Source organism: Pseudonocardia alni (assembly GCF_002813375.1).
In the GTDB taxonomy this organism is placed as follows: Bacteria; Actinomycetota; Actinomycetes; order Mycobacteriales; family Pseudonocardiaceae; genus Pseudonocardia; species Pseudonocardia alni.
Genome location: NZ_PHUJ01000003.1, coordinates 2,345,676 through 2,362,799, shown reverse-complemented (window position 1 = coordinate 2,362,799; position 17,124 = coordinate 2,345,676). Strand labels below are relative to the sequence as shown.

The window sequence follows — 17,124 nt, the reverse complement described above, 5'->3', positions numbered from 1 at the left end:
GGACAACTCCGGTGGTTGTGGACAACTCGGCCCGGGCGGACTCCGGCGGGGCCGCGGCGACGGTGCCGGGGGCGAGTATCGGAGCCGTGACCCCGACCCGAGCCCCGTCCCCGGCCGCCGCCCTGCTGGACCTCCTCCTGCCCCGGACCTGCGGTGGCTGCGGTGCCGGGCCACCCGGCAGCGGGGGCTGGTGCCCGGCCTGCGCGCAGGACACCGCAGGCCCGGTGCCGGTCCGCGTGCCCGGCGCCGGCCGGGTCGCGGCGGCCGGGCGCTACCGCGGGCCGCTGCGCCGGGCCGTGCTGGCCTACAAGGAGCGCGGCCGGCGGGATCTGGCGCCGGATCTGGCCGGGCTGCTGGTGGGCCCGGTGTCGGCGGTGCTCGCGCCGCGGGCCGACGGGACGCCGGACCCGGCCGCGGTACGCCTGGTGCCGGCCCCGTCCCGGCCGTCGGCGGCCCGGGTGCGCGGCGGCGACCACGTGCTGCGGCTGTGCCGGGCGCTGGCGCCGCTGCTGACCGCTGCCGGGCTGCCTGCCCGCACCGACGCGGCCCTGGCCCTGCACCGTCGCGCGCGGGACTCGGTGGGGCTCGACGGCGCGGGCCGGGCGGCGAACCTGGCCTCGGCGCTGCACCCGGCCCGCGGCCGCGAGCCGGTGCCTGCGGCCCGGGGGGAGGCGGTGCTGCTGGTCGACGACGTCGTGACCTCCGGGGCGACCCTGCGGGCCTGCGGGGCGGTGCTCGCCGCGTCCGGACTGCCCGCCGTGGGCGCGGTGGTGCTCGCCGACGCCTCGGCCCGCCGCCGCCGACCGGACAGTTGACTGTGACTGCGGTCACATAGAACGGCGGTCCGCCGATCTCCGGTCCGCCATCCACAGTGGTCGCCGGAAGCGCGATCCGGAGGTGAGCGCGACGCTCCGCGCGCGGCCGGTCACCGGGTGCCACAGGGTCGTCGCACACCGCGTCCGATGGCGCCAGGGTGTCCACCCGACGGGTCGGCGAACGACCTGTCCCGGAGGCGGATTTCCCGATAACGTCCGCTGAACTCCGACCGCTACCACATCAGGAGGAACGACCGCGAGCCCACCCCCCGGGGCCGTCGTCGAGTCCCGGGTTCAGCACGACTGAAGCGAGGGATGTTCGAGTGGAGATCGTCGTCACCGGCCGGAACGTCGAGGTGCCGGAGCACTTCCGTGGCCTGGTCCAGGACAAGCTCAGCCGCCTGGAACGCCACGACCACAAGATCGTCGGAATGGAGGTGGAGCTCTTCCACGAGCCGAACCGCCGTCAGCAGAAGTCCTGCCAGCGCGTCGAGATCACCGGGCGCGGCGGCTGCGGAGCCGTCGCCCGCGCCGAGGCCTCCGCCGCCGACTTCTACGCCGCGCTCGACATGGCCGTCGGCAAGCTCGCCGAACGGCTGCGCCGCTCCCACGACCGCCGCAAGCCCAGCCGCCGCGACCGCGTGGCCGCCTCCCGCGCCGCCGCCGACGCCTCGGCCGTCGCGCTGATGGAAGCGGCCCCTCCCGTCACCGACACCATCCCGGCACCGCGCAGCCACGACGAGTCCCTCACCGACGACGAGCTGCTCCGGCTGGAGGAGCAGTGGGAGGCCGAGTACCGGCCCGGTCGGATCGTGCGCGAGAAGACCCACCCGGCCACCCCGATGACCGTCGACGAGGCGCTCTCGCGCATGGAGCTCGTCGGTCACGACTTCTACCTGTTCTCCTGCAGTGACACCGGTCGCGCCTCGGTCGTCTACCGCCGCCGCGGCTACGACTACGGCGTGATCCGGCTCGACGGCTGACGGCACACGACCGGCGGTGGCCGCGCCGCGACGGGGTGAGCTGTCCCCGCCGCGGCGCGGACCTGCCACGGCGTGCCCGTACCATGGACGGCGGGGTCCGCCCGCCGCGCCGCGCCGGTGCCGCGCCGGTGCCGTTCACGGCGCCGACCGGGTGCCGGGCGTGCGCGGAGACCGTGGTGGGGCCCCGTGACCTGACCGCGACGTGAATGAGGTCGGCAGTGCCCTTCCTGAGTCGACTCCTCCGGGCCGGCGAGACCAAGCTGGTGAAGCGGCTCGCGAAGATCGCCGCGCACATCGACGGACTGGAGCCCGATTTCGAGGGCCTCACCGATACGCAGCTGCGCGCCAAGACCGACGAGTTCCGCCGTCGCCACGCCGACGGCGAGTCGCTCGACGAGCTGCTGCCCGAGGCCTTCGCCACCGTGCGCGAGGCCGCCCGGCGCACGCTGGGTCAGCGTCCGTTCACCGTGCAGCTGATGGGTGCCGGTGCGCTGCACATGGGCAACGTGTCGGAGATGGGCACCGGTGAGGGCAAGACCCTGACCTCGACGCTGGCCGTCTACCTCAACGCGCTGCCCGGCGACGGCGTGCACGTGGTCACCACGAACGACTACCTCGCCAAGCGCGACTCCGAGACCATGGGCCGCATCCACCGCTGGCTCGGTCTCACCGTCGGCGTGATCCTGTCGGAGATGACCCCGGCGCAGCGCCGCGAGCAGTACGCCTGCGACGTCACGTACGGCACGAACAACGAGTTCGGTTTCGACTACCTGCGCGACAACATGGCGTGGAACACCGCCGACATGGTCCAGCGCGGGCACAACTTCGCCATCGTCGACGAGGCGGACTCGATCCTCATCGACGAGGCCCGCACGCCGCTGATCATCTCCGGCCCGGCCGAGCAGAGCGCCCGCTGGTACCAGGAGTTCGCGCGGCTCGCGCCGATGCTGTCCAAGGACATCCACTACGAGGTCGACGAGCGCAAGCGCACCGTCGGCATCACCGAGGAGGGTGTCGCGCTGATCGAGGACCAGCTCGGCATCGACAACCTCTACGAGTCCGCGAACACCCCGCTGGTCGGCTACCTGAACAACGCGGTCAAGGCCAAGGAGCTGTTCAAGAAGGACAAGGACTACATCGTCAACGACGGTGAGGTCCTGATCGTCGACGAGTTCACCGGTCGTGTGCTCGCCGGCCGTCGCTACAACGAGGGCATGCACCAGGCGATCGAGGCCAAGGAAGGCGTCGAGATCAAGCCGGAGAACCAGACCCTGGCGACGATCACGCTGCAGAACTTCTTCCGGCTCTACGACAAGCTCGCCGGCATGACCGGTACGGCCCAGACCGAGGCCGCCGAGCTCCACGAGATCTACAAGATGTCGGTCGTCTCGATCCCGCCGAACCGGCCGCGGGTGCGCGCCGACCAGGCCGACCTGATCTACAAGACCGAGCCCGCGAAGTTCGAGGCGGTCGCCGACGACATCGCCGAGAAGCACGAGAAGGGCCAGCCGGTCCTGATCGGTACGACGAGCGTCGAGAAGTCCGAGTACCTGGCGACGCTGCTGCTGCGCCGCGGCGTGCCGCACGAGGTGCTCAACGCGAAGAACCACGCGCGTGAGGCGCAGATCATCGCCCAGGCCGGGCACGCGGGCGCCGTCACCGTCGCCACGAACATGGCCGGTCGCGGTACCGACATCATGCTCGGCGGCAACCCCGAGTTCCTCGCCGACCTGGAGCTGCGCAGCCAGGGACTGGACCCGGTCGAGACCCGTGAGCAGTACGAGGCCGCGTGGGACGCGGTGCTCGACCGCATGCGCAAGCAGGTCAAGGCCGAGGCCGACGAGGTCCGCGCCGCGGGCGGGCTCTACGTGCTCGGCACCGAGCGCCACGAGTCCCGCCGCATCGACAACCAGCTGCGCGGCCGGTCCGGCCGTCAGGGCGACCCGGGCGAGTCCCGCTTCTACCTGTCCCTCGGCGACGAGCTGATGCGCCGGTTCAACGGCCAGGTCGTCGAGTCGATCATGAACCGGTTCAACCTGCCGGACGACGTGCCGATCGAGGCCGGGATGGTCACCCGCGCGATCCGCAGCGCGCAGACCCAGGTCGAGCAGCAGAACTTCGAGATCCGCAAGAACGTCCTCAAGTACGACGAGGTGCTCAACCAGCAGCGCAAGGTCATCTACGACGAGCGCCGCCGGGTCCTCGACGGCGAGGACGTGCAGCGCCAGACCCGCAACATGCTCGAGGACGTCATCCACGCCTACGTCGCCGGCGCCACCGCCGAGGGCTACTCCGAGGACTGGGACCTCGAGAAGCTGTGGACCGCGGTCAAGGGCCTGTACCCGATCCAGCTCGACTGGCGCACCGTCGCCGACGACATCGACGACCTGTCGGCCGAGGAGCTCGAGCGGGTCATCCTCGCCGACGCCGAGGCCGCGTACGCCCGGCGCGAGGCCGAGATCGACGCGTTGATCGGCGCCCAGGGCGGGATGCGCGAGCTCGAGCGCCAGGTCCTGATGCAGGTCATCGACCGCAAGTGGCGTGAGCACCTCTACGAGATGGACTACCTCAAGGAGGGCATCGGGCTCCGGGCCATGGCCCAGCGCGACCCGGTGATCGAGTACCAGCGCGAGGGCTTCGACATGTTCTCCGCGATGCTCGAGGGCATCAAGGAGGAGACGATCGGGCACCTGTTCAACGTCGTCGTCCAGGTGCAGCAGCCGGCCGCCCCCGTCCAGGAGGCGGAGCCGGAGACGACCGAGATCCCGGTCGTACGCCGGGTCCCGGCCGAGGACCCCGCCGAGTCCACCGTGGTCCTGCCGAACCTGTTCCGCACCAGCCCGCCGCAGAACCTGCAGTACAGCGGCCCGGGCGAGGACGGCGGGGTCGCGCGTCGCGGCGAGGGCGGTGCGGCGGCTCCGGGCACCGGTCGTACCGGTCGCCACCAGGTCCCGGCCCGTGGCCGCGGCGCGTCCCCGAACGGCGACGACGGCGTCAACCGCGCCGAGCGGCGCCGCGCGGAGAAGGCCCGCCGGCGGCGCTGAGCTCCGGGCGCCGCCGGCGGGGGGTCCCGCCGGCGGCGCCGGTTCCGCGGTCGCGGTCGCGCCCCTCGGTCGCGCCTCGGTCGCGCCCCGCGGTCGCGACGCCCCGCACGAGTCGGGGCACGCAGCAGGTCCCGCCGCGGCGGGGAACCGCATCCGGCCGGGCACGGCCGCGCCGCGCCTCACACGAGCCGGACGGCGGTGGCGAGCCACCGGCCGTCCGGCGCCCGGTCCAGCCGCAGCGCCAGGGCACGTACCCGCCCGGCGACGGTGACGGTCGCGCAGACCTCGGCCACGTCCGGCCGGGGCAGACCGACGTGCACCCGCGGCGTCCGGCGCGCGGTCGAGCCGCCCGGGCTCCCGCAGCCGGGGGCACCGACCCGTCCTCCGGGGCCCGGCCGGCCACGGGACGGGCGCGCCGGGTGCACGATCCGGGCCGCGGTCAGGTAGCGGCGCACCGCCGGGGTGGTGACGGCGGTGACCCCGTCCGGCGGGCGGCGCCCGGCGAGCACCTCGGTCAGCAGCCGGACGATCCCGTGGGCCGGGGCCCGGACCCGCTCGGCGTCGGCCGGGGAGGCGTCCTCGGGCACCGTCGGCACCGGGACGGGGCGGACCGCCTCGCGCGGTGCGGGCGCCGGTCCGGCGGACATCCGGAACCCACCCGGCAGGACGACGACGACCCCCGGTGCGAGCGGTTCCGGCACGTCGGCGGGGGTGCGGACCAGGAGCTCCCCGGGGCCGGGCGGCGGCGGAGCCTGCCCGTCGACGGCCCCGGCCTGCACGGACGTGACCGGGGAACCGGACGCGTCGACGGCACCGGTATCGGCGCCCGGTGCCGGGGCGACGGCGGGCGCCGCCGTCCCCGTCTGCGAGGACGCGTGCCGCGCGTGACCGGCCGCAACCGGGGCGGGACGGGTCCGGTTCCCGGGAGGCGGTGGCGTGGGTGCGGCCTGCGTGCCGGGGGCGGTGTCGGTCCGTGGGCCGGAGGCACCCCCCGCCGGGGCGGTGCCGGTCGTCGTCGTGGTCACGGCGCCAGACTGCGACGGCCCCGGCGGCCGCGGCGGGGCCCGGCCCGGATCCGCCACCGGACCGTCCGGCTCCGCACGATGCGGTGCCGCACGATCCGAGGGCGCAGGTGGGGCCGGCGTGGTCCGGCGCACCGACGGAGCCACGATTGCGAGCGGCGCCGGCGCCGCCGGTCGTGAGCCGCCCTCCGGTGGGGGCCGGTGTTCACGAACGCGACCGGCCCCGCCCGACCGCCCCCGCCGGGCCCCGCCGCGTCCTACCCTCCCGCGATGCCCGCACCCCACCCACCGGGACGCATCGACCTCACCCCGCCCCGCCTCGTGCCGGTTCCCGACCCGGTGGACGGCCCCGCGGAGTCGCTGGCCGACCTCGTCGTCCGGGCCGGGGCGGCGGTGCTCGCCGAACGCCGTCGGCGGACCGGGGGCCACGGCCTCGGTGTCACCGGGTTCGCGGTCCTCGACGTGCTGGAGCGGTGCGGCGGACTGGCCCAGCGCGAGCTCGCCGCCCGGGTCCGGGTCGCCCCGACCAGCCTGACCCCGGTCGTCGACGTGTTGGAGGCGGCGGGGCTGGTGGTCCGCCGCGGGGATCCGGCGGACCGGCGGGTCCGGCTCGTCGCGCTCACCGGCGCCGGGCGGGACCGGTGGCGCGACGCCCGCTCCGACGGGCGCGGACCGTGGCTGCGGGAGCCGTCGGACGGGCTCGACGACGCCGTCCGCGCTTACCTGCTCGCGGTGATCGCCGACCTGGAGCAGGATCGGCCCGACGTGACGTGATCGGCGGGGGAGTGCGATGGGACGGACCGCGGTCGAGGTGGTCGACCTGGTGAAGCGGTACCCGAAGGCGAAGGGCAATGCCGTCGACGGCCTGTCGTTCTCGGTGGCCGAGGGTGAGGTGTTCGGGCTGCTCGGGCCCAACGGCGCCGGGAAGACCACGACCGTCGGCGTGCTCACGACCCGCGTGGTGCCGACCTCGGGCACGGCCCGGGTCGCCGGGCTCGACGTGCGCGCCGACGCCGTCGCCGTCTGCGCGAAGCTGGCCGTCGTCCCGCAGCGCCAGAACCTGGACCGTTCCCTCGGTGTCCGCGACAATTTGGTCTTCCACGCCGCCTACCACGGCGTCGGGCGGGCGGAGCGCAACCGCCGCGCCGACGAACTGCTGGAGCGGATGGGGCTGACCGACAAGGCGAAGGCCGTCGCCGACGACCTGTCCGGCGGCCAGGCCCAGCGCGTCATGATCGCCCGCGGGCTCATGCACTCCCCGGAGGTGCTGTTCCTCGACGAACCCTCGACCGGCCTGGACCCGCAGGCCCGGCTGTTCGTCCACGACCAGATCAGCGGGCTGCGCGACGAGGGCGTGACCGTCGTGCTCACCACCCACGACATGGACGAGGCGCACAAGCTGTCGGACCGGATCGGGATCGTCGACCACGGACGGCTGCTCGCGCTGGACACCCCGGACGCGCTGGTCCGGTCGCTGCCGGGCAGCGCGACCGTGGAGATCGTCGCCGACCACGGGCCCGGTGCGGCGGAGACGCTGCGCGTGGCGCTGGCCGGGCTGGGCGGTGTCGCGCGTGCCGAGACCCCGCCGGGCCGCGGCCCGGGGGAGAACGGCACCGTGTCGGCGTTCCGGCTGTCGGTCGTCACGGAGCCGGCGGCGCTGCTGGCTCCGGCCGTCGACCTGCTCGGGCGGCACGGCGCCACGGTGCGCGACGTCAGCCTGGGGCAGGCGACGCTGGAGGACGTGTTCATCGACCTGACGGGCAGGGACCTGCGATGACCGGGCGTGCCTTCCTGGCGGTGCTGCGCCGCGATCTGTTCGTCACCGGCCGGGAGCTTCCGTCGTTCCTCGCGCAGACGCTGGTGCAGCCGTTCTTCTTCCTGCTGGTGTTCGTCGTGGTCCTCGGCCGCGGCGGCTTCGTGTCGCCCGAGTACGGGCAGATCATGCTGCCCGGCCTGATCGCGCTGAACGCGATGTTCGGCGCCCTGCAGGCGGTGACGCTGCCGCTGGTGTTCGAGCTGTCCTGGACGCGGGAGATCGACGACCGGCTGCTCGCGCCGATGCCCGTGTGGGCCGTCGCCGTCGAGAAGATCGCCTTCGCGGGGATGCGCGGCCTGCTCGCCAGTCTGCTGATGGTGCCCATCGGTTTCGCGATGATCGACATCCGGTGGCCGGCCGAGGGGCTGGCCACCGCGCTGCTGATGGTGGTGCTCGGGAGCCTGCTCGGTGCGGCGATGGGGCTCACCATCGGCACCGCGGTGCCGCCGCGGCGGATCAACATCCTGTTCGCGGTGATCTTCACGCCGCTGCTGTTCACCGGCTCGGTGCAGTACCCGTGGCTCACCCTGGCCGACCTGCGCTGGTTCCAGGTGCTGTCGGCGGTGAATCCGCTGACCTACGTCAGCGAGGGGATCCGCGCGTCGCTGGTGCCGCAGGTCCCGCACATCCCGCTGTGGGTGTGCGTGCTCGTCCCGGTGGCGGCGATCGTGCTGTTCACCCTGCTGGGGATCCGCGGCTTCCTGCGCCGGGCCCTCGACTGAGCCGCGGCGGTCGAGCGGCGGAGCAGCAGCACCGAGCCGCGGCGGTCGAGCGGCGGAGCAGCAGCACCGAGCCGCGGCGGTCGAGCGGCGAGCCTGCAGCGCCGAGCTGCGGCGGAGCCCGGTGCGCCCCGGGAGGCGGCGACACTCGGTACCGTCGGCCGGGTGGCGGACACCCGGACCCTGCGTGGCCTGATCGTCGACTACGGCGGGGTGCTCGACGACCCCGCCGACGGGGCCCTGCTGCTCGCCTACGCCCGTCGCGCCGCGGCCGCGGGGATCCGCACCGCGCTCTTCTCCGGCGCGCACGCGGTTCCCGACGAGGTCGCCGCGGCGTTCGGCACGGTCCTCCTCGGTGCGGTCCGCGGGGCCCGCAAGCCGAGCCCGGACTCCTTCGCCGCCGCCGCGGCGGAGCTGGGCCTGGCCGCGGGGGACTGCGTCGTCGTCGACGACATGGGGGCGTGCGTGCGCGGTGCCGCCGCGGCCGGGGCGGTCGGGGTGCGCCACACCGGCGCCGAGACCACCCTCGGCGAGCTGGAGGTCCTGCTCGGGGTGCCCGCCCGCGACTGAGCCCCCCGGGTGACCCGCGGTGCAGCCGGGGCACCCCGGACATGCGGAGGCGCCGCCCGCAGCGTGCGGACGGCGCCCCGTGGGCAGCCCGGCGGTGGCCGGACCGGTCGTGCCCTGCTTACTGCTGCGGGGGCGGCGGCGGGGCCTGCCCCGGCGCGGGCGGCGGCGGGGCCTGGCCGTCCGGACCCGGCTGACCGGGGGGCGGCGGCGCGGCGGTGTCACCGGTACCGGTCCGCTCGCGGGCGAACTTGGTCGCGGTGTCGATCTGACCGTCGTGACCGTACTTCTGCTTGGCTGTGTCGCCGACCTTGTTCAGGGCCTGGTCGACCTTGTCGTCGTGCTTGCCGAGCAGTTCCTTGGCCTTGTCCAGGAAACTCATGCGCCCCATGCTGGCCCCGTCAGCGCCGGGGCGCAGTGCCGGGCCGTCGCTCGTTCGGGTGGTGGTGGCCGCCGGTCGCCGAGCGGAGCCGGGCGTGCTCCGGGCGGAGGTCGTCCACCCGGGTCACGCCGAGCAGCTGCATCGTCCGCTCCACCTCGGCGCGCAGGATCTCCACCGCGCGGGACACCCCGGCCTCGCCACCGGCCATCAGCCCGTACAGGTAGGCGCGGCCCACCAGCGCCGCGCGGGCGCCGAGCGCGACGGCGGCGACGACGTCGCCGCCGTGGGTGATCCCGGTGTCCACCAGGACCTCCGCGTCGTCGCCGAGCTCCTGCACCACCGGCTCGATCAGCTCGGCGGGTACCGGGGCCCGGTCCAGCTGCCGTCCGCCGTGGTTGGACAGCAGCACGCCGTCGGCGCCCGCGTCGGCGACGCGGCGGGCGTCGGTGACCGACTGGACGCCCTTGACCACCAGCTTCCCGGGCCAGGCCCCGCGCAGCCAGGTGACGTCGTCGAGGGTCAGCGCCGGATCGAACACCCGGTTGATCACCTCGTAGGGGCTGCCGCCGCCCGCGGCGAGCGACTCGAACGTCAGCGGTTCGGTGGTGAGCAGGTCGAACCACCAGCGGGGGTGGCGGGCGCCGTCGACGAAGGTCCGCAGCGACAGCGCGGGCGGGATGGACAGGCCGTTGCGGGCGTCGCGGCGCCGGTTGCCGCCGACCGGGGTGTCCACGGTGAGCAGCAGCGTGTCGTAGCCGGCCTCCTGCGCCCGGGAGACGAGCTCGTGGGCGACCGAGCGGTCGCGCCACAGGTAGAGCTGGAACCAGTGCCGCCCGCCGCGCCCGGCCTCGGCGACCCCCTCGATCGTCGTCGAGCCCATCGTCGAGAGCGCGTAGGGGATCCCGGCCCGCGCGGCGACGGCGGCGACCGCGCGCTCGCCCTCGGTGTGCATCATCCGCGTGAAACCGGTCGGGGCCAGCGCGAACGGCAGCGACGAGCGCCCGCCCAGGATCTCCCGGCCGGTGTCCACCCGCGAGACGTCGGTGAGCACGGTCGGCGAGAACTCCACCGACGCCCACACCTCGCGGGCCCGGCGCAGGCTCACCTCGTCCTCGGCGGCCCCGTCGGTGTAGTCGAACACCGCCCGCGGCGCGCGGCGCCGCGCCAGCTCGCGCAGGTCACCGATGCTCGACGCGCGGGCGAGCCGGGCCGCCGTGCGGTCCAGGGTGAACGGGGCCGGCCGCAGCAGCGGCGCCAGCTCGGAGGGGCGGGGAATGCGACGGCGCACCATCGCCCCGACATTAGGTGACCGGTCAGCGTCGGCGCAGCAGCTCGTAGGCGGCGACGGCTCCGGCGGAGGCGACGTTGAGCGACTCCACCCCGCCGTACATCGGCAGCGAGAGGATCCCGTCGAGCCGGGAACGGACGTCCTCGGTCAGGCCGTCGGTCTCGTTGCCCAGTACCAGCGCGACCCGGGACGGGAGCGACGCCTCCAGCAGCGAGTCGCCGCCGGCGTCGAGCCCGAACACCCCGAACCCGGCGGCGTGCATGAGGTCGACGCCCTCGGTGGCGGTGGCGCAGCGCAGCACCGGCGCGGCGAACGCCACCCCGGCCGACGCCTTGATCACCAGCGGGTCGATGGCGGGCACCCCGCGGCGGGGCAGCAGCACGCCGTCCAGACCGGCGGCCGTCGCGCTGCGCAGGATCATCCCGACGTTCGACGGGTTGGTGACGGCGTCGAGCACCAGCACCGACGCCGGCCGCCGGGTGCCCAGGTCGGACAGGAAGTGCTCCAGCGGCGACATCCGCGGGGCGACGACGTCGGCCAGCACGCCCTGGTCATGGCGGCCGTTGCCGGCCAGCACCTTCACCCGCTGCGCGGTCGCGCGCTGCACCGGCACCCCGCGACCGCGGGCGGCCGCGGTGATCTCGCGCTCGCCGCCACCGCGCACCGTGTCGGCCAGCACGACCTTGTCGACCTCCAGGTCGGGGTCGGCCAGCGCCTCCAGGACGGGCTTGCGGCCGTAGACCGTGATGAACCGGTCCTTCGGGGAGACCGCACCTGCATCGCTCACGAGGAGAAGCGTCGCACGTAGGATCGCGGCCATGCCGTCCCGGCTCTCCGCACTCGACGCGTCCTTCCTGTACCTGGAGGAGGCGACCACACCGATGCACGTCGGCGGGGTCGCCGTGTTCGACCGCCCCGACGACGGCTTCGACTACGACCGGCTGGTCGAGCTCATCGAGCAGCGCATCGCGCTGGTGCCGCGCTACCGGCAGAAGGTCCGCCACGTCCCGGGCAACCTCGCGCGCCCGGTGTGGGTCGACGACCCCGAGTTCGACATCGCCTACCACGTGCGCCGCTCGGCACTGCCCCGTCCGGGCAGCGAGGAGCAGCTGACCGAGCTGGTCGGGCGCCTGATGTCGCGCCCGCTGGACCACACCCGCCCGCTGTGGGAGATGTACCTCATCGAGGGCCTCGCCCCCGCCGGGGACGGCCGCGGCGGCGACGGCGGACGCGTCGCGATCCTCACCAAGACCCACCAGGCGATGGTCGACGGCATCTCCGCCATCGACATCGGCCAGGTCATCCTGGACGTCTCCGCCGAGCCGCGGGACACCCCGGACGAGCTGTGGATGCCGCGCCCGGAGCCGACCGACGGCCAGCTCGTGCTCGACGCGATCTCCGAGGCGGTCACCCGCCCCACCGAGATCGTGGACAACGTCCGGGTCGCCGCGGGCGACGCGCTGGCCACCGTCGGCAAGCTCGCCGGGGCCGCGGGCAAGGTCCTGAACATGGCCCGCACCGCGGGCCGCCGCGCGCCCGGGCTCCCGTTGAACGCCGAGATCTCCACCCAGCGCCGGTTCGCGATGGCCCGCACCGACCTGGAGGACTACCGCACGGTCCGCGCCGCCTACGGCTGCGACGTCAACGACGTGGTGCTCGCCGTCATCGCCGGTGCCCTGCGCACCTGGCTGATGTCGCGCGGCGAGCCGGTCGCCGGGTCGTCGTCGGTGCGGGCGCTGGTACCGCTGTCGGTGCGCGGGGAGGGCGACGTACCCAGTTCGGCGACCGGCGGGTCGCTCGGGAACCGGGTGGCGTCGTTCCTGGTGGACCTGCCCGTCGGCGAGCCGAGCCCGCTGGTGCGGCTGCACCAGGTCACCCACCAGATGCGCGAGCACACCGACACCGGCGACGCCGTCGGTGCGGACACGCTGGTGCGGATCGGCGGGTTCGCCCCGCCGACGCTGCACGCCGTCGGCGCCCGCGCCGCGAACGGCATGGCCCGGCACTTCTTCAACCTGGTCGTGACCAATGTGCCCGGCCCGCAGTTCCCGCTCTACGCAGCCGGGGCGCGGATGCTGGAGATGTTCCCGGTGGTGCCGCTGGCGAAGGGTCAGGCCGTCTCCATCGGCCTGACCAGCTACGACGGTGGTGTGTACTACGGACTGAACGGGGACAGGGGCGCCATGGGCGACCTGGACGTGCTCGCCGGGATGGTGGACGAGTCACTCGAGGAGCTCCTCGAGACACTGCGACAGACACCGATGACACCCGTCAGAGGAGACGACCGTTGAGGATCTACCTCCCCGCGACCTGGCCGATGCTGGCCCGCACGGTGAAGACCGGGAACTTCGAGCCGCTGGGCGGCACCGCGTTCGCACTCACCCCGAAGCTGCGCGAGTCCTACACCGCAGGCGACGACGAGGAGCTCGAGTACGCCGCGATGAACGAGGCGGCGCGGGCGTCGCTGCGGCTGCTCTCGGTCGAGTTCGGGCTGGGCGAGGACGACACCCCCGCCCGCCGGGTCGTGGTGTCCGCCGACACCGACGACGTCACCTTGCGCCCCGACCTCGACGACGGCGCGGTCCGGGTGACCGGCCCGGTGCCGGTGTCGAAGATCGCCGCCGTGCACGTGGACCTGCCGGAGGCCGAGCACGCCGTCCGGGAGGCGGCCGGCGCGGTCGACAAGGCCGACCTGGGCGACATGGACGCCGAGTTCCTCGTCGGCGAGGCCGAGGACCACGAGCTGGCCTGGTACGACGGCACCGAGCTGCCGTTCCTCGTCGAGCTGGGCTGAGCCCCGGCGGTCGGTCAGCCCGTCCCGGCCGGCGGCCCCGGTGCGGGATCGGCGAACACCGGGTCCCGCCCCTCCAGCCGCGCGGTCACCGCCTCGCGCTGGTTCGGGCTCGCGATCAGCGCACCGATCTCGGCCTGTTCGGCGGCGAGCTGCTCGGCGGGTGGGCGGGGCGCCGCGAGCAGCCGCTTCGCCGCACGCACGGCGTGCGGGTTGCGGGCGGCGATCTCGTGCGCGGTCGCCAGCGCGGCCGCCCGCGGGTCCTCGGCGGTGCGGGTCGCGAGCCCCAGCGCGACGGCCTCGGTGCCGGACACCGTGCGCCCGGTGAAGGTCAGGTCGCGGGCGACGTCGCGCCCGACCAGCTGCGGCAGCAGCAGCGTGCCGCCCATGTCCGGCACCAGGCCCCATACGATCTCCAGCACCGACAGCGTCGCGGTGGGGGCGACGATCCGCAGGTCCGCCCCCAGCGCGATCTGCAGCCCGCCGCCCAGCGCGTGCCCCTGTACGGCGGCGATCACCGGCACGTCCAGCTCGGCCCAGACATACGCTGCGCGCTGCCCGGTCGCGTGCGCCGGGGAGCCCTCGCGCGGCGGGGGCAGCTCGGCGGTGGCCGAGCGCCGTTCACCGGAACGCATCGCGCGGAACATGTCGCGGTCCAGCCCGGCGCAGAAGTCCGGCCCGTCCGCCGAGAGAACCACCGCGCGGACGTCCGTGCGGTCGCGCAGCGCCTCCGCGGCGTGCACGATCGCGGTGAACTGGGCGACGTCGAGGGCGTTGCGGCGCTCCGGGCGGGTGAGCCGCACCTCGGCGACGCCGTCGTCGACGGTGGTCCGGACACGCTCGCTCATGCACCGGACCGTAACCCGGATCGGAGGCCGGTATGGCGTTCGTCGCGCCGCAGCTGCACGAGGTGACCCGTGGGCTCGCGTTCCCGGAGGGCCCGGTGGCACTGTCCGACGGGTCGGTGCTCGTCGTCGAGATCGCGGCCGGGCGGCTGACCCGGGTGCTGCCCGACGGCGGCCACGTCACCGTCGCCGAGACCGGGGGTGGACCGAACGGCGCCGCGATCGGCCCGGACGGCGCCGTCTACGTCTGCGACAACGGCGGCTTCACCTGGCACACCCGCCCCGACGGCACCGTGTACCCGGGCAACCAGCCCGAGGACTACCGCGGCGGCGCGATCCTGCGCGTCGACCCCGACACCGGCGGCTCCTCGGTGCTCCACGACGGCCTGCGCGGTCCCAACGACATCGTCTTCGCCGCCGACGGCACCTTCTGGTTCACCGACCTCGGCAAGCGCCGCCCCCGCGAGGTCGACCTCGGCGGGCTGTACCACGCCCGTACCGACGGCTCGGCGCTCACCGAGGTCGTGCACCCGCTCATGACCCCGAACGGCGTGGGTCTGTCCCCGGACGGGTCACGGCTCTACGTCGCCGAGACCGCCACCGGCCGTGTCTGGTGCTGGGCGGTGACCGGACCCGGCACGCTCGCCGCGCCGCCGGAACTGCCCGGCCCGCCCGGCCCCGGTGACGCCCGCCTGCTGCACGGCTTCGCCGGGTTCCGCAACCTCGACTCGCTCGCCGTCGACGGCGACGGGAACGTCTGCGTCGCCACCCTGGTCTCCGGCGAGGTCAGCGTGCTGTCCCCGGCCGGGGAGCTGCTCGGCACCGTCGCGCCGCCCGAGCACGACCCGCACGTCACGAACATCTGCTTCGCCGGCGCCGGGTCGCGCGACGCCTGGGTCACCTCGTCGGGACGGGGTCGGCTCTACCGCTGCACCTGGCCGGTCGACGGTCTCGACCTGGCGTTCCGCCGCTGAGGGCCCCGGGTCAGCCGCGGACCGGCGGTTCGATGGTGATCGGGGCGCCCCAGCCGTCGTAGCGGACGAGGGCGTCGAGCGCCGCGCCGTCGGGGAGCTGCTGGCGGACCCGGCTGCGCAGCGGCCTGCGCTCGGCGTCGACCCAGATCTCCGCGCTCAGCCGGGTCAGCCCGGCCCGCTGCTGGGCCTGCAGCGCCGTGCGGCGCGCCGGGTCGGTCTCGGTCGCCGCGGCCCGGACCAGGTCGACGACCAGTGTGTAGTGCACGGTCGGGGTGCCGTCGACGGCGTCGTCGGCGGCGTCGGCGACGAGCACCGCGTCCGGGTAGCGCGCGACCGCCCCCAGCGGGTCGAGTCCGGCGGCGACGTTCGCGGCCAGCGTCGCGTGGGACATCTGCTCCGGGGGCAGCGCGACCCTGCCGGCCTCGCCCCAGCCGCCCTCGCCGGGGCGCAGCCAGGTCCGGCCGTCGATCCGGATGATCTCCGTGCTCTGCGCGACCGCGCCGGACGGGCCGGAGCGCAGCAGCAGCCGCACCGCGGGGGCGTCCCCGTCCTGGTCGACCCGCAGGGCGCCGTCGCCGGTGACCGGGACGGTCCTGCCGCCGTCGGTCAGGGTGCCCGCCACGGACAGCGTCGAGCCGCCGTCGAGCCGGGTGCGGGCCCGGACGTCGGTGATCAGCGGCGCCGGGTCGTAGTACTTCGGCAGGGCGGCGGGCGCGGCGGCGGGCGGTGCGGGGGTGGCACCGAAGGAGCCGGGCCAGGCGCAGCCGGTCAGCCCGGGCACCAGCACCGCCCCGCACAGCAGCAGCGTCATCGCGCGCCGTCCCGGCACTACCCGCTCCCCGGCCGTCGTCGTGATGGTCAGAACCTGTCGCTCGCCAGCGCCACCAGCACGCGGCGCAACGCCTCGAGTCTGCCTCCTCCGAGCGCGCCGGAGGCGACCAGGTCGTCCAGTGCGCACTCCGGGTCGGCGGGCGGCCCGAGGTGCCCGCAGCCGCGCGGGCAGTCCTCGATCGCGGTCGCCAGGTCGCCGAACGCGGCGACGACGTCGTCCGCGCCGACGTGCGCGAGACCGAACGAGCGCACCCCGGGGGTGTCGACGACCCACCCCTCGGCGTGCGGGAACGCCAGCGCCGCGGTGGTCGTGTGCCGGCCCTTCCCCACACCCGACACCCGTCCGATGGCCTGCGTCGCGGCCGGGACGATCGCGTTGACCAGGGTGGACTTGCCGACCCCGGAGTGTCCGACCAGCGCGCACAGCCGCCCGGACAGCTCCTCCCGCAGCGCGTCCAGCCCGGACGGAGGCCCGGACTCCGAGCGCCCGGTCACCAGCACCGGCACGCCGAGCTCGCGGTACTGCGCCGCGAACGGCTCCGGGTCGGCGAGGTCGGACTTGGTCAGGCACAGCACCGGCTGCAGCCCACCGGCGAAGGCCGCGACCAGGCAGCGGTCGACGAACCCGCTGCGCGGCACCGGGTCGGCGACGGCGGTGACCACGATCAGCCGCTGCGCGTTCGCGACGACGATCCGCTCGTAGGGGTCGGTGTCGTCGGCGGTGCGGCGCAGCACGGTGTCACGCTCGGCGACCCGCACGATCCGGGCGAGGGTGTCCGGCTCACCGGACAGGTCCCCGACGAGGTCCACCCGGTCCCCGACGACGACCGGCGTCCGGCCCAGCTCGCGGGCCCGCATGGCGACGACCTGGGGCAGGCCCGGGTCGGCGTCGACCGCGCAGGTCCACCGTCCCCGGTCGACGGCGGTGACCATCGCGCGGGTCGCGTCGGCGTGTGCGGGCCTGCGCTTGCTGCGCGGCCTGCTCCCGCGCCGTCCGGGGCGGACACGGACGTCGGACTCGTCGAGCCTGCTGATGTCGCGGGGCAT

The 17,124-nt window shown here is 74.9% G+C and carries 17 protein-coding genes; 10 read left to right on the top strand and 7 right to left on the bottom strand.

All coding sequences use genetic code 11. From position 1 onward, the window contains the following. The first annotated feature begins 86 nt into the window (after positions 1-86). The 3 genes from ATL51_RS11855 to secA all read left to right on the top strand — a co-directional run bounded on the left by ATL51_RS11855 (position 87) and on the right by secA (position 4,842). Positions 87-815 carry a ComF family protein gene (locus ATL51_RS11855; protein WP_100880661.1) on the top strand — a complete coding sequence of 243 codons (729 nt, stop codon included), beginning with the start codon at positions 87-89 and terminating at the stop codon, positions 813-815. Between the two features lie 323 nt (positions 816-1,138). Beyond that, the gene (hpf, locus tag ATL51_RS11850) at positions 1,139-1,798 is read left to right on the top strand and encodes a ribosome hibernation-promoting factor, HPF/YfiA family (RefSeq protein WP_073576336.1); all 660 of its coding nucleotides are present in this window, start codon (positions 1,139-1,141) and stop codon (positions 1,796-1,798) included. Positions 1,799-2,016: 218 nt separating this feature from the next. Then, positions 2,017-4,842 carry a preprotein translocase subunit SecA gene (gene secA / locus ATL51_RS11845; RefSeq protein ID WP_322789677.1) on the top strand — a complete coding sequence of 942 codons (2,826 nt, stop codon included), beginning with the start codon at positions 2,017-2,019 and terminating at the stop codon, positions 4,840-4,842. 179 nt (positions 4,843-5,021) lie between these two features. On the opposite strand, the gene ATL51_RS11840 is transcribed toward secA, so the two are convergent. Next, on the bottom strand, positions 5,022-5,867 hold the full coding sequence (locus tag ATL51_RS11840) for an Rv3235 family protein (RefSeq protein WP_100878654.1): 846 nt from the start codon (positions 5,865-5,867) through the stop codon (positions 5,022-5,024). A 267-nt stretch (positions 5,868-6,134) separates the two neighbouring features. Here ATL51_RS11840 and ATL51_RS11835 point away from each other — a divergent pair, with 267 nt between their 5' ends. From ATL51_RS11835 to ATL51_RS11820, 4 genes are all read left to right on the top strand, one after another. Next, a complete protein-coding gene (locus ATL51_RS11835; protein ID WP_157818328.1) occupies positions 6,135-6,638 on the top strand; it encodes a MarR family winged helix-turn-helix transcriptional regulator in 504 nt (167 codons plus the stop codon). A gap of 16 nt (positions 6,639-6,654) precedes the next feature. Beyond that, the gene (locus ATL51_RS11830; protein ID WP_100878652.1) at positions 6,655-7,641 is read left to right on the top strand and encodes an ABC transporter ATP-binding protein; all 987 of its coding nucleotides are present in this window, start codon (positions 6,655-6,657) and stop codon (positions 7,639-7,641) included. Continuing rightward, positions 7,638-8,402 (top strand): ABC transporter permease, encoded by a 765-nt coding sequence (locus tag ATL51_RS11825; RefSeq protein WP_100878651.1) that lies wholly within the window; start codon positions 7,638-7,640, stop codon positions 8,400-8,402. The genes ATL51_RS11830 and ATL51_RS11825 overlap by 4 nt, the downstream gene beginning before the upstream one ends. 162 nt (positions 8,403-8,564) lie before the next feature. Next, complete coding sequence (locus tag ATL51_RS11820; protein WP_301548998.1) at positions 8,565-8,969, top strand: HAD-IA family hydrolase; 405 nt, start codon at positions 8,565-8,567, stop codon at positions 8,967-8,969. 118 nt (positions 8,970-9,087) lie between these two features. Here ATL51_RS11820 and ATL51_RS11815 read toward each other — a convergent pair whose 3' ends face one another. Genes ATL51_RS11815 through ATL51_RS11805 form a run of 3 tightly spaced genes read right to left on the bottom strand, consistent with a single transcriptional unit; the run spans position 9,088 to position 11,456 of the window. After that, entirely contained in the window at positions 9,088-9,348 is a 261-nt protein-coding gene (locus tag ATL51_RS11815; RefSeq protein ID WP_100878650.1) for an antitoxin, read from the bottom strand. A gap of 19 nt (positions 9,349-9,367) precedes the next feature. Beyond that, a complete protein-coding gene (locus tag ATL51_RS11810; protein WP_100878649.1) occupies positions 9,368-10,639 on the bottom strand; it encodes an alpha-hydroxy acid oxidase in 1,272 nt (423 codons plus the stop codon). 22 nt (positions 10,640-10,661) lie between these two features. Continuing rightward, entirely contained in the window at positions 10,662-11,456 is a 795-nt protein-coding gene (locus ATL51_RS11805; protein WP_073576328.1) for a TrmH family RNA methyltransferase, read from the bottom strand. Here ATL51_RS11805 and ATL51_RS11800 point away from each other — a divergent pair. Continuing rightward, positions 11,455-12,927, top strand: coding sequence for a WS/DGAT/MGAT family O-acyltransferase (locus tag ATL51_RS11800; protein WP_100878648.1), 1,473 nt, complete (start codon positions 11,455-11,457; stop codon positions 12,925-12,927). The two genes, ATL51_RS11805 and ATL51_RS11800, sit on opposite strands and share 2 nt — an antisense overlap. Further along, entirely contained in the window at positions 12,924-13,430 is a 507-nt protein-coding gene (locus tag ATL51_RS11795; protein ID WP_073576326.1) for a DUF6912 family protein, read from the top strand. Before ATL51_RS11800 ends, ATL51_RS11795 begins: the two co-directional genes overlap by 4 nt. 14 nt (positions 13,431-13,444) lie before the next feature. On the opposite strand, the gene ATL51_RS11790 is transcribed toward ATL51_RS11795, so the two are convergent. Continuing rightward, complete coding sequence (locus ATL51_RS11790) at positions 13,445-14,275, bottom strand: crotonase/enoyl-CoA hydratase family protein (protein WP_100878647.1); 831 nt, start codon at positions 14,273-14,275, stop codon at positions 13,445-13,447. 32 nt (positions 14,276-14,307) lie between these two features. Here ATL51_RS11790 and ATL51_RS11785 point away from each other — a divergent pair, with 32 nt between their 5' ends. Then, complete coding sequence (locus ATL51_RS11785; RefSeq protein WP_202417258.1) at positions 14,308-15,246, top strand: SMP-30/gluconolactonase/LRE family protein; 939 nt, start codon at positions 14,308-14,310, stop codon at positions 15,244-15,246. Between the two features lie 10 nt (positions 15,247-15,256). On the opposite strand, the gene ATL51_RS11780 is transcribed toward ATL51_RS11785, so the two are convergent. Together ATL51_RS11780 and rsgA are read right to left on the bottom strand one after the other, a co-directional pair. Then, positions 15,257-16,057, bottom strand: coding sequence for a hypothetical protein (locus ATL51_RS11780; protein ID WP_100878646.1), 801 nt, complete (start codon positions 16,055-16,057; stop codon positions 15,257-15,259). Between the two features lie 47 nt (positions 16,058-16,104). Further along, entirely contained in the window at positions 16,105-17,124 is a 1,020-nt protein-coding gene (gene rsgA / locus ATL51_RS11775; protein WP_073576323.1) for a ribosome small subunit-dependent GTPase A, read from the bottom strand.

What these genes read in the sequence shown, in the direction of transcription:
- ATL51_RS11835 (WP_157818328.1), top strand. Translation starts at nt 6,135, where the DNA reads ATGCCCGCACCCCACCCACCGGGACGCATCGACCTCACCCCGCCCCGC.
- ATL51_RS11830 (WP_100878652.1), top strand. Translation starts at nt 6,655, where the DNA reads ATGGGACGGACCGCGGTCGAGGTGGTCGACCTGGTGAAGCGGTACCCG.
- ATL51_RS11825 (WP_100878651.1), top strand. Translation starts at nt 7,638, where the DNA reads ATGACCGGGCGTGCCTTCCTGGCGGTGCTGCGCCGCGATCTGTTCGTC.
- ATL51_RS11815 (WP_100878650.1), bottom strand. Translation starts at nt 9,348, where the DNA reads ATGAGTTTCCTGGACAAGGCCAAGGAACTGCTCGGCAAGCACGACGAC.
- ATL51_RS11810 (WP_100878649.1), bottom strand. Translation starts at nt 10,639, where the DNA reads ATGGTGCGCCGTCGCATTCCCCGCCCCTCCGAGCTGGCGCCGCTGCTG.
- ATL51_RS11800 (WP_100878648.1), top strand. Translation starts at nt 11,455, where the DNA reads ATGCCGTCCCGGCTCTCCGCACTCGACGCGTCCTTCCTGTACCTGGAG.
- ATL51_RS11805 (WP_073576328.1), bottom strand. Translation starts at nt 11,456, where the DNA reads ATGGCCGCGATCCTACGTGCGACGCTTCTCCTCGTGAGCGATGCAGGT.
- ATL51_RS11790 (WP_100878647.1), bottom strand. Translation starts at nt 14,275, where the DNA reads ATGAGCGAGCGTGTCCGGACCACCGTCGACGACGGCGTCGCCGAGGTG.
- ATL51_RS11785 (WP_202417258.1), top strand. Translation starts at nt 14,308, where the DNA reads ATGGCGTTCGTCGCGCCGCAGCTGCACGAGGTGACCCGTGGGCTCGCG.
- ATL51_RS11780 (WP_100878646.1), bottom strand. Translation starts at nt 16,057, where the DNA reads ATGACGCTGCTGCTGTGCGGGGCGGTGCTGGTGCCCGGGCTGACCGGC.
- rsgA (WP_073576323.1), bottom strand. Translation starts at nt 17,124, where the DNA reads ATGCCCCGCGACATCAGCAGGCTCGACGAGTCCGACGTCCGTGTCCGC.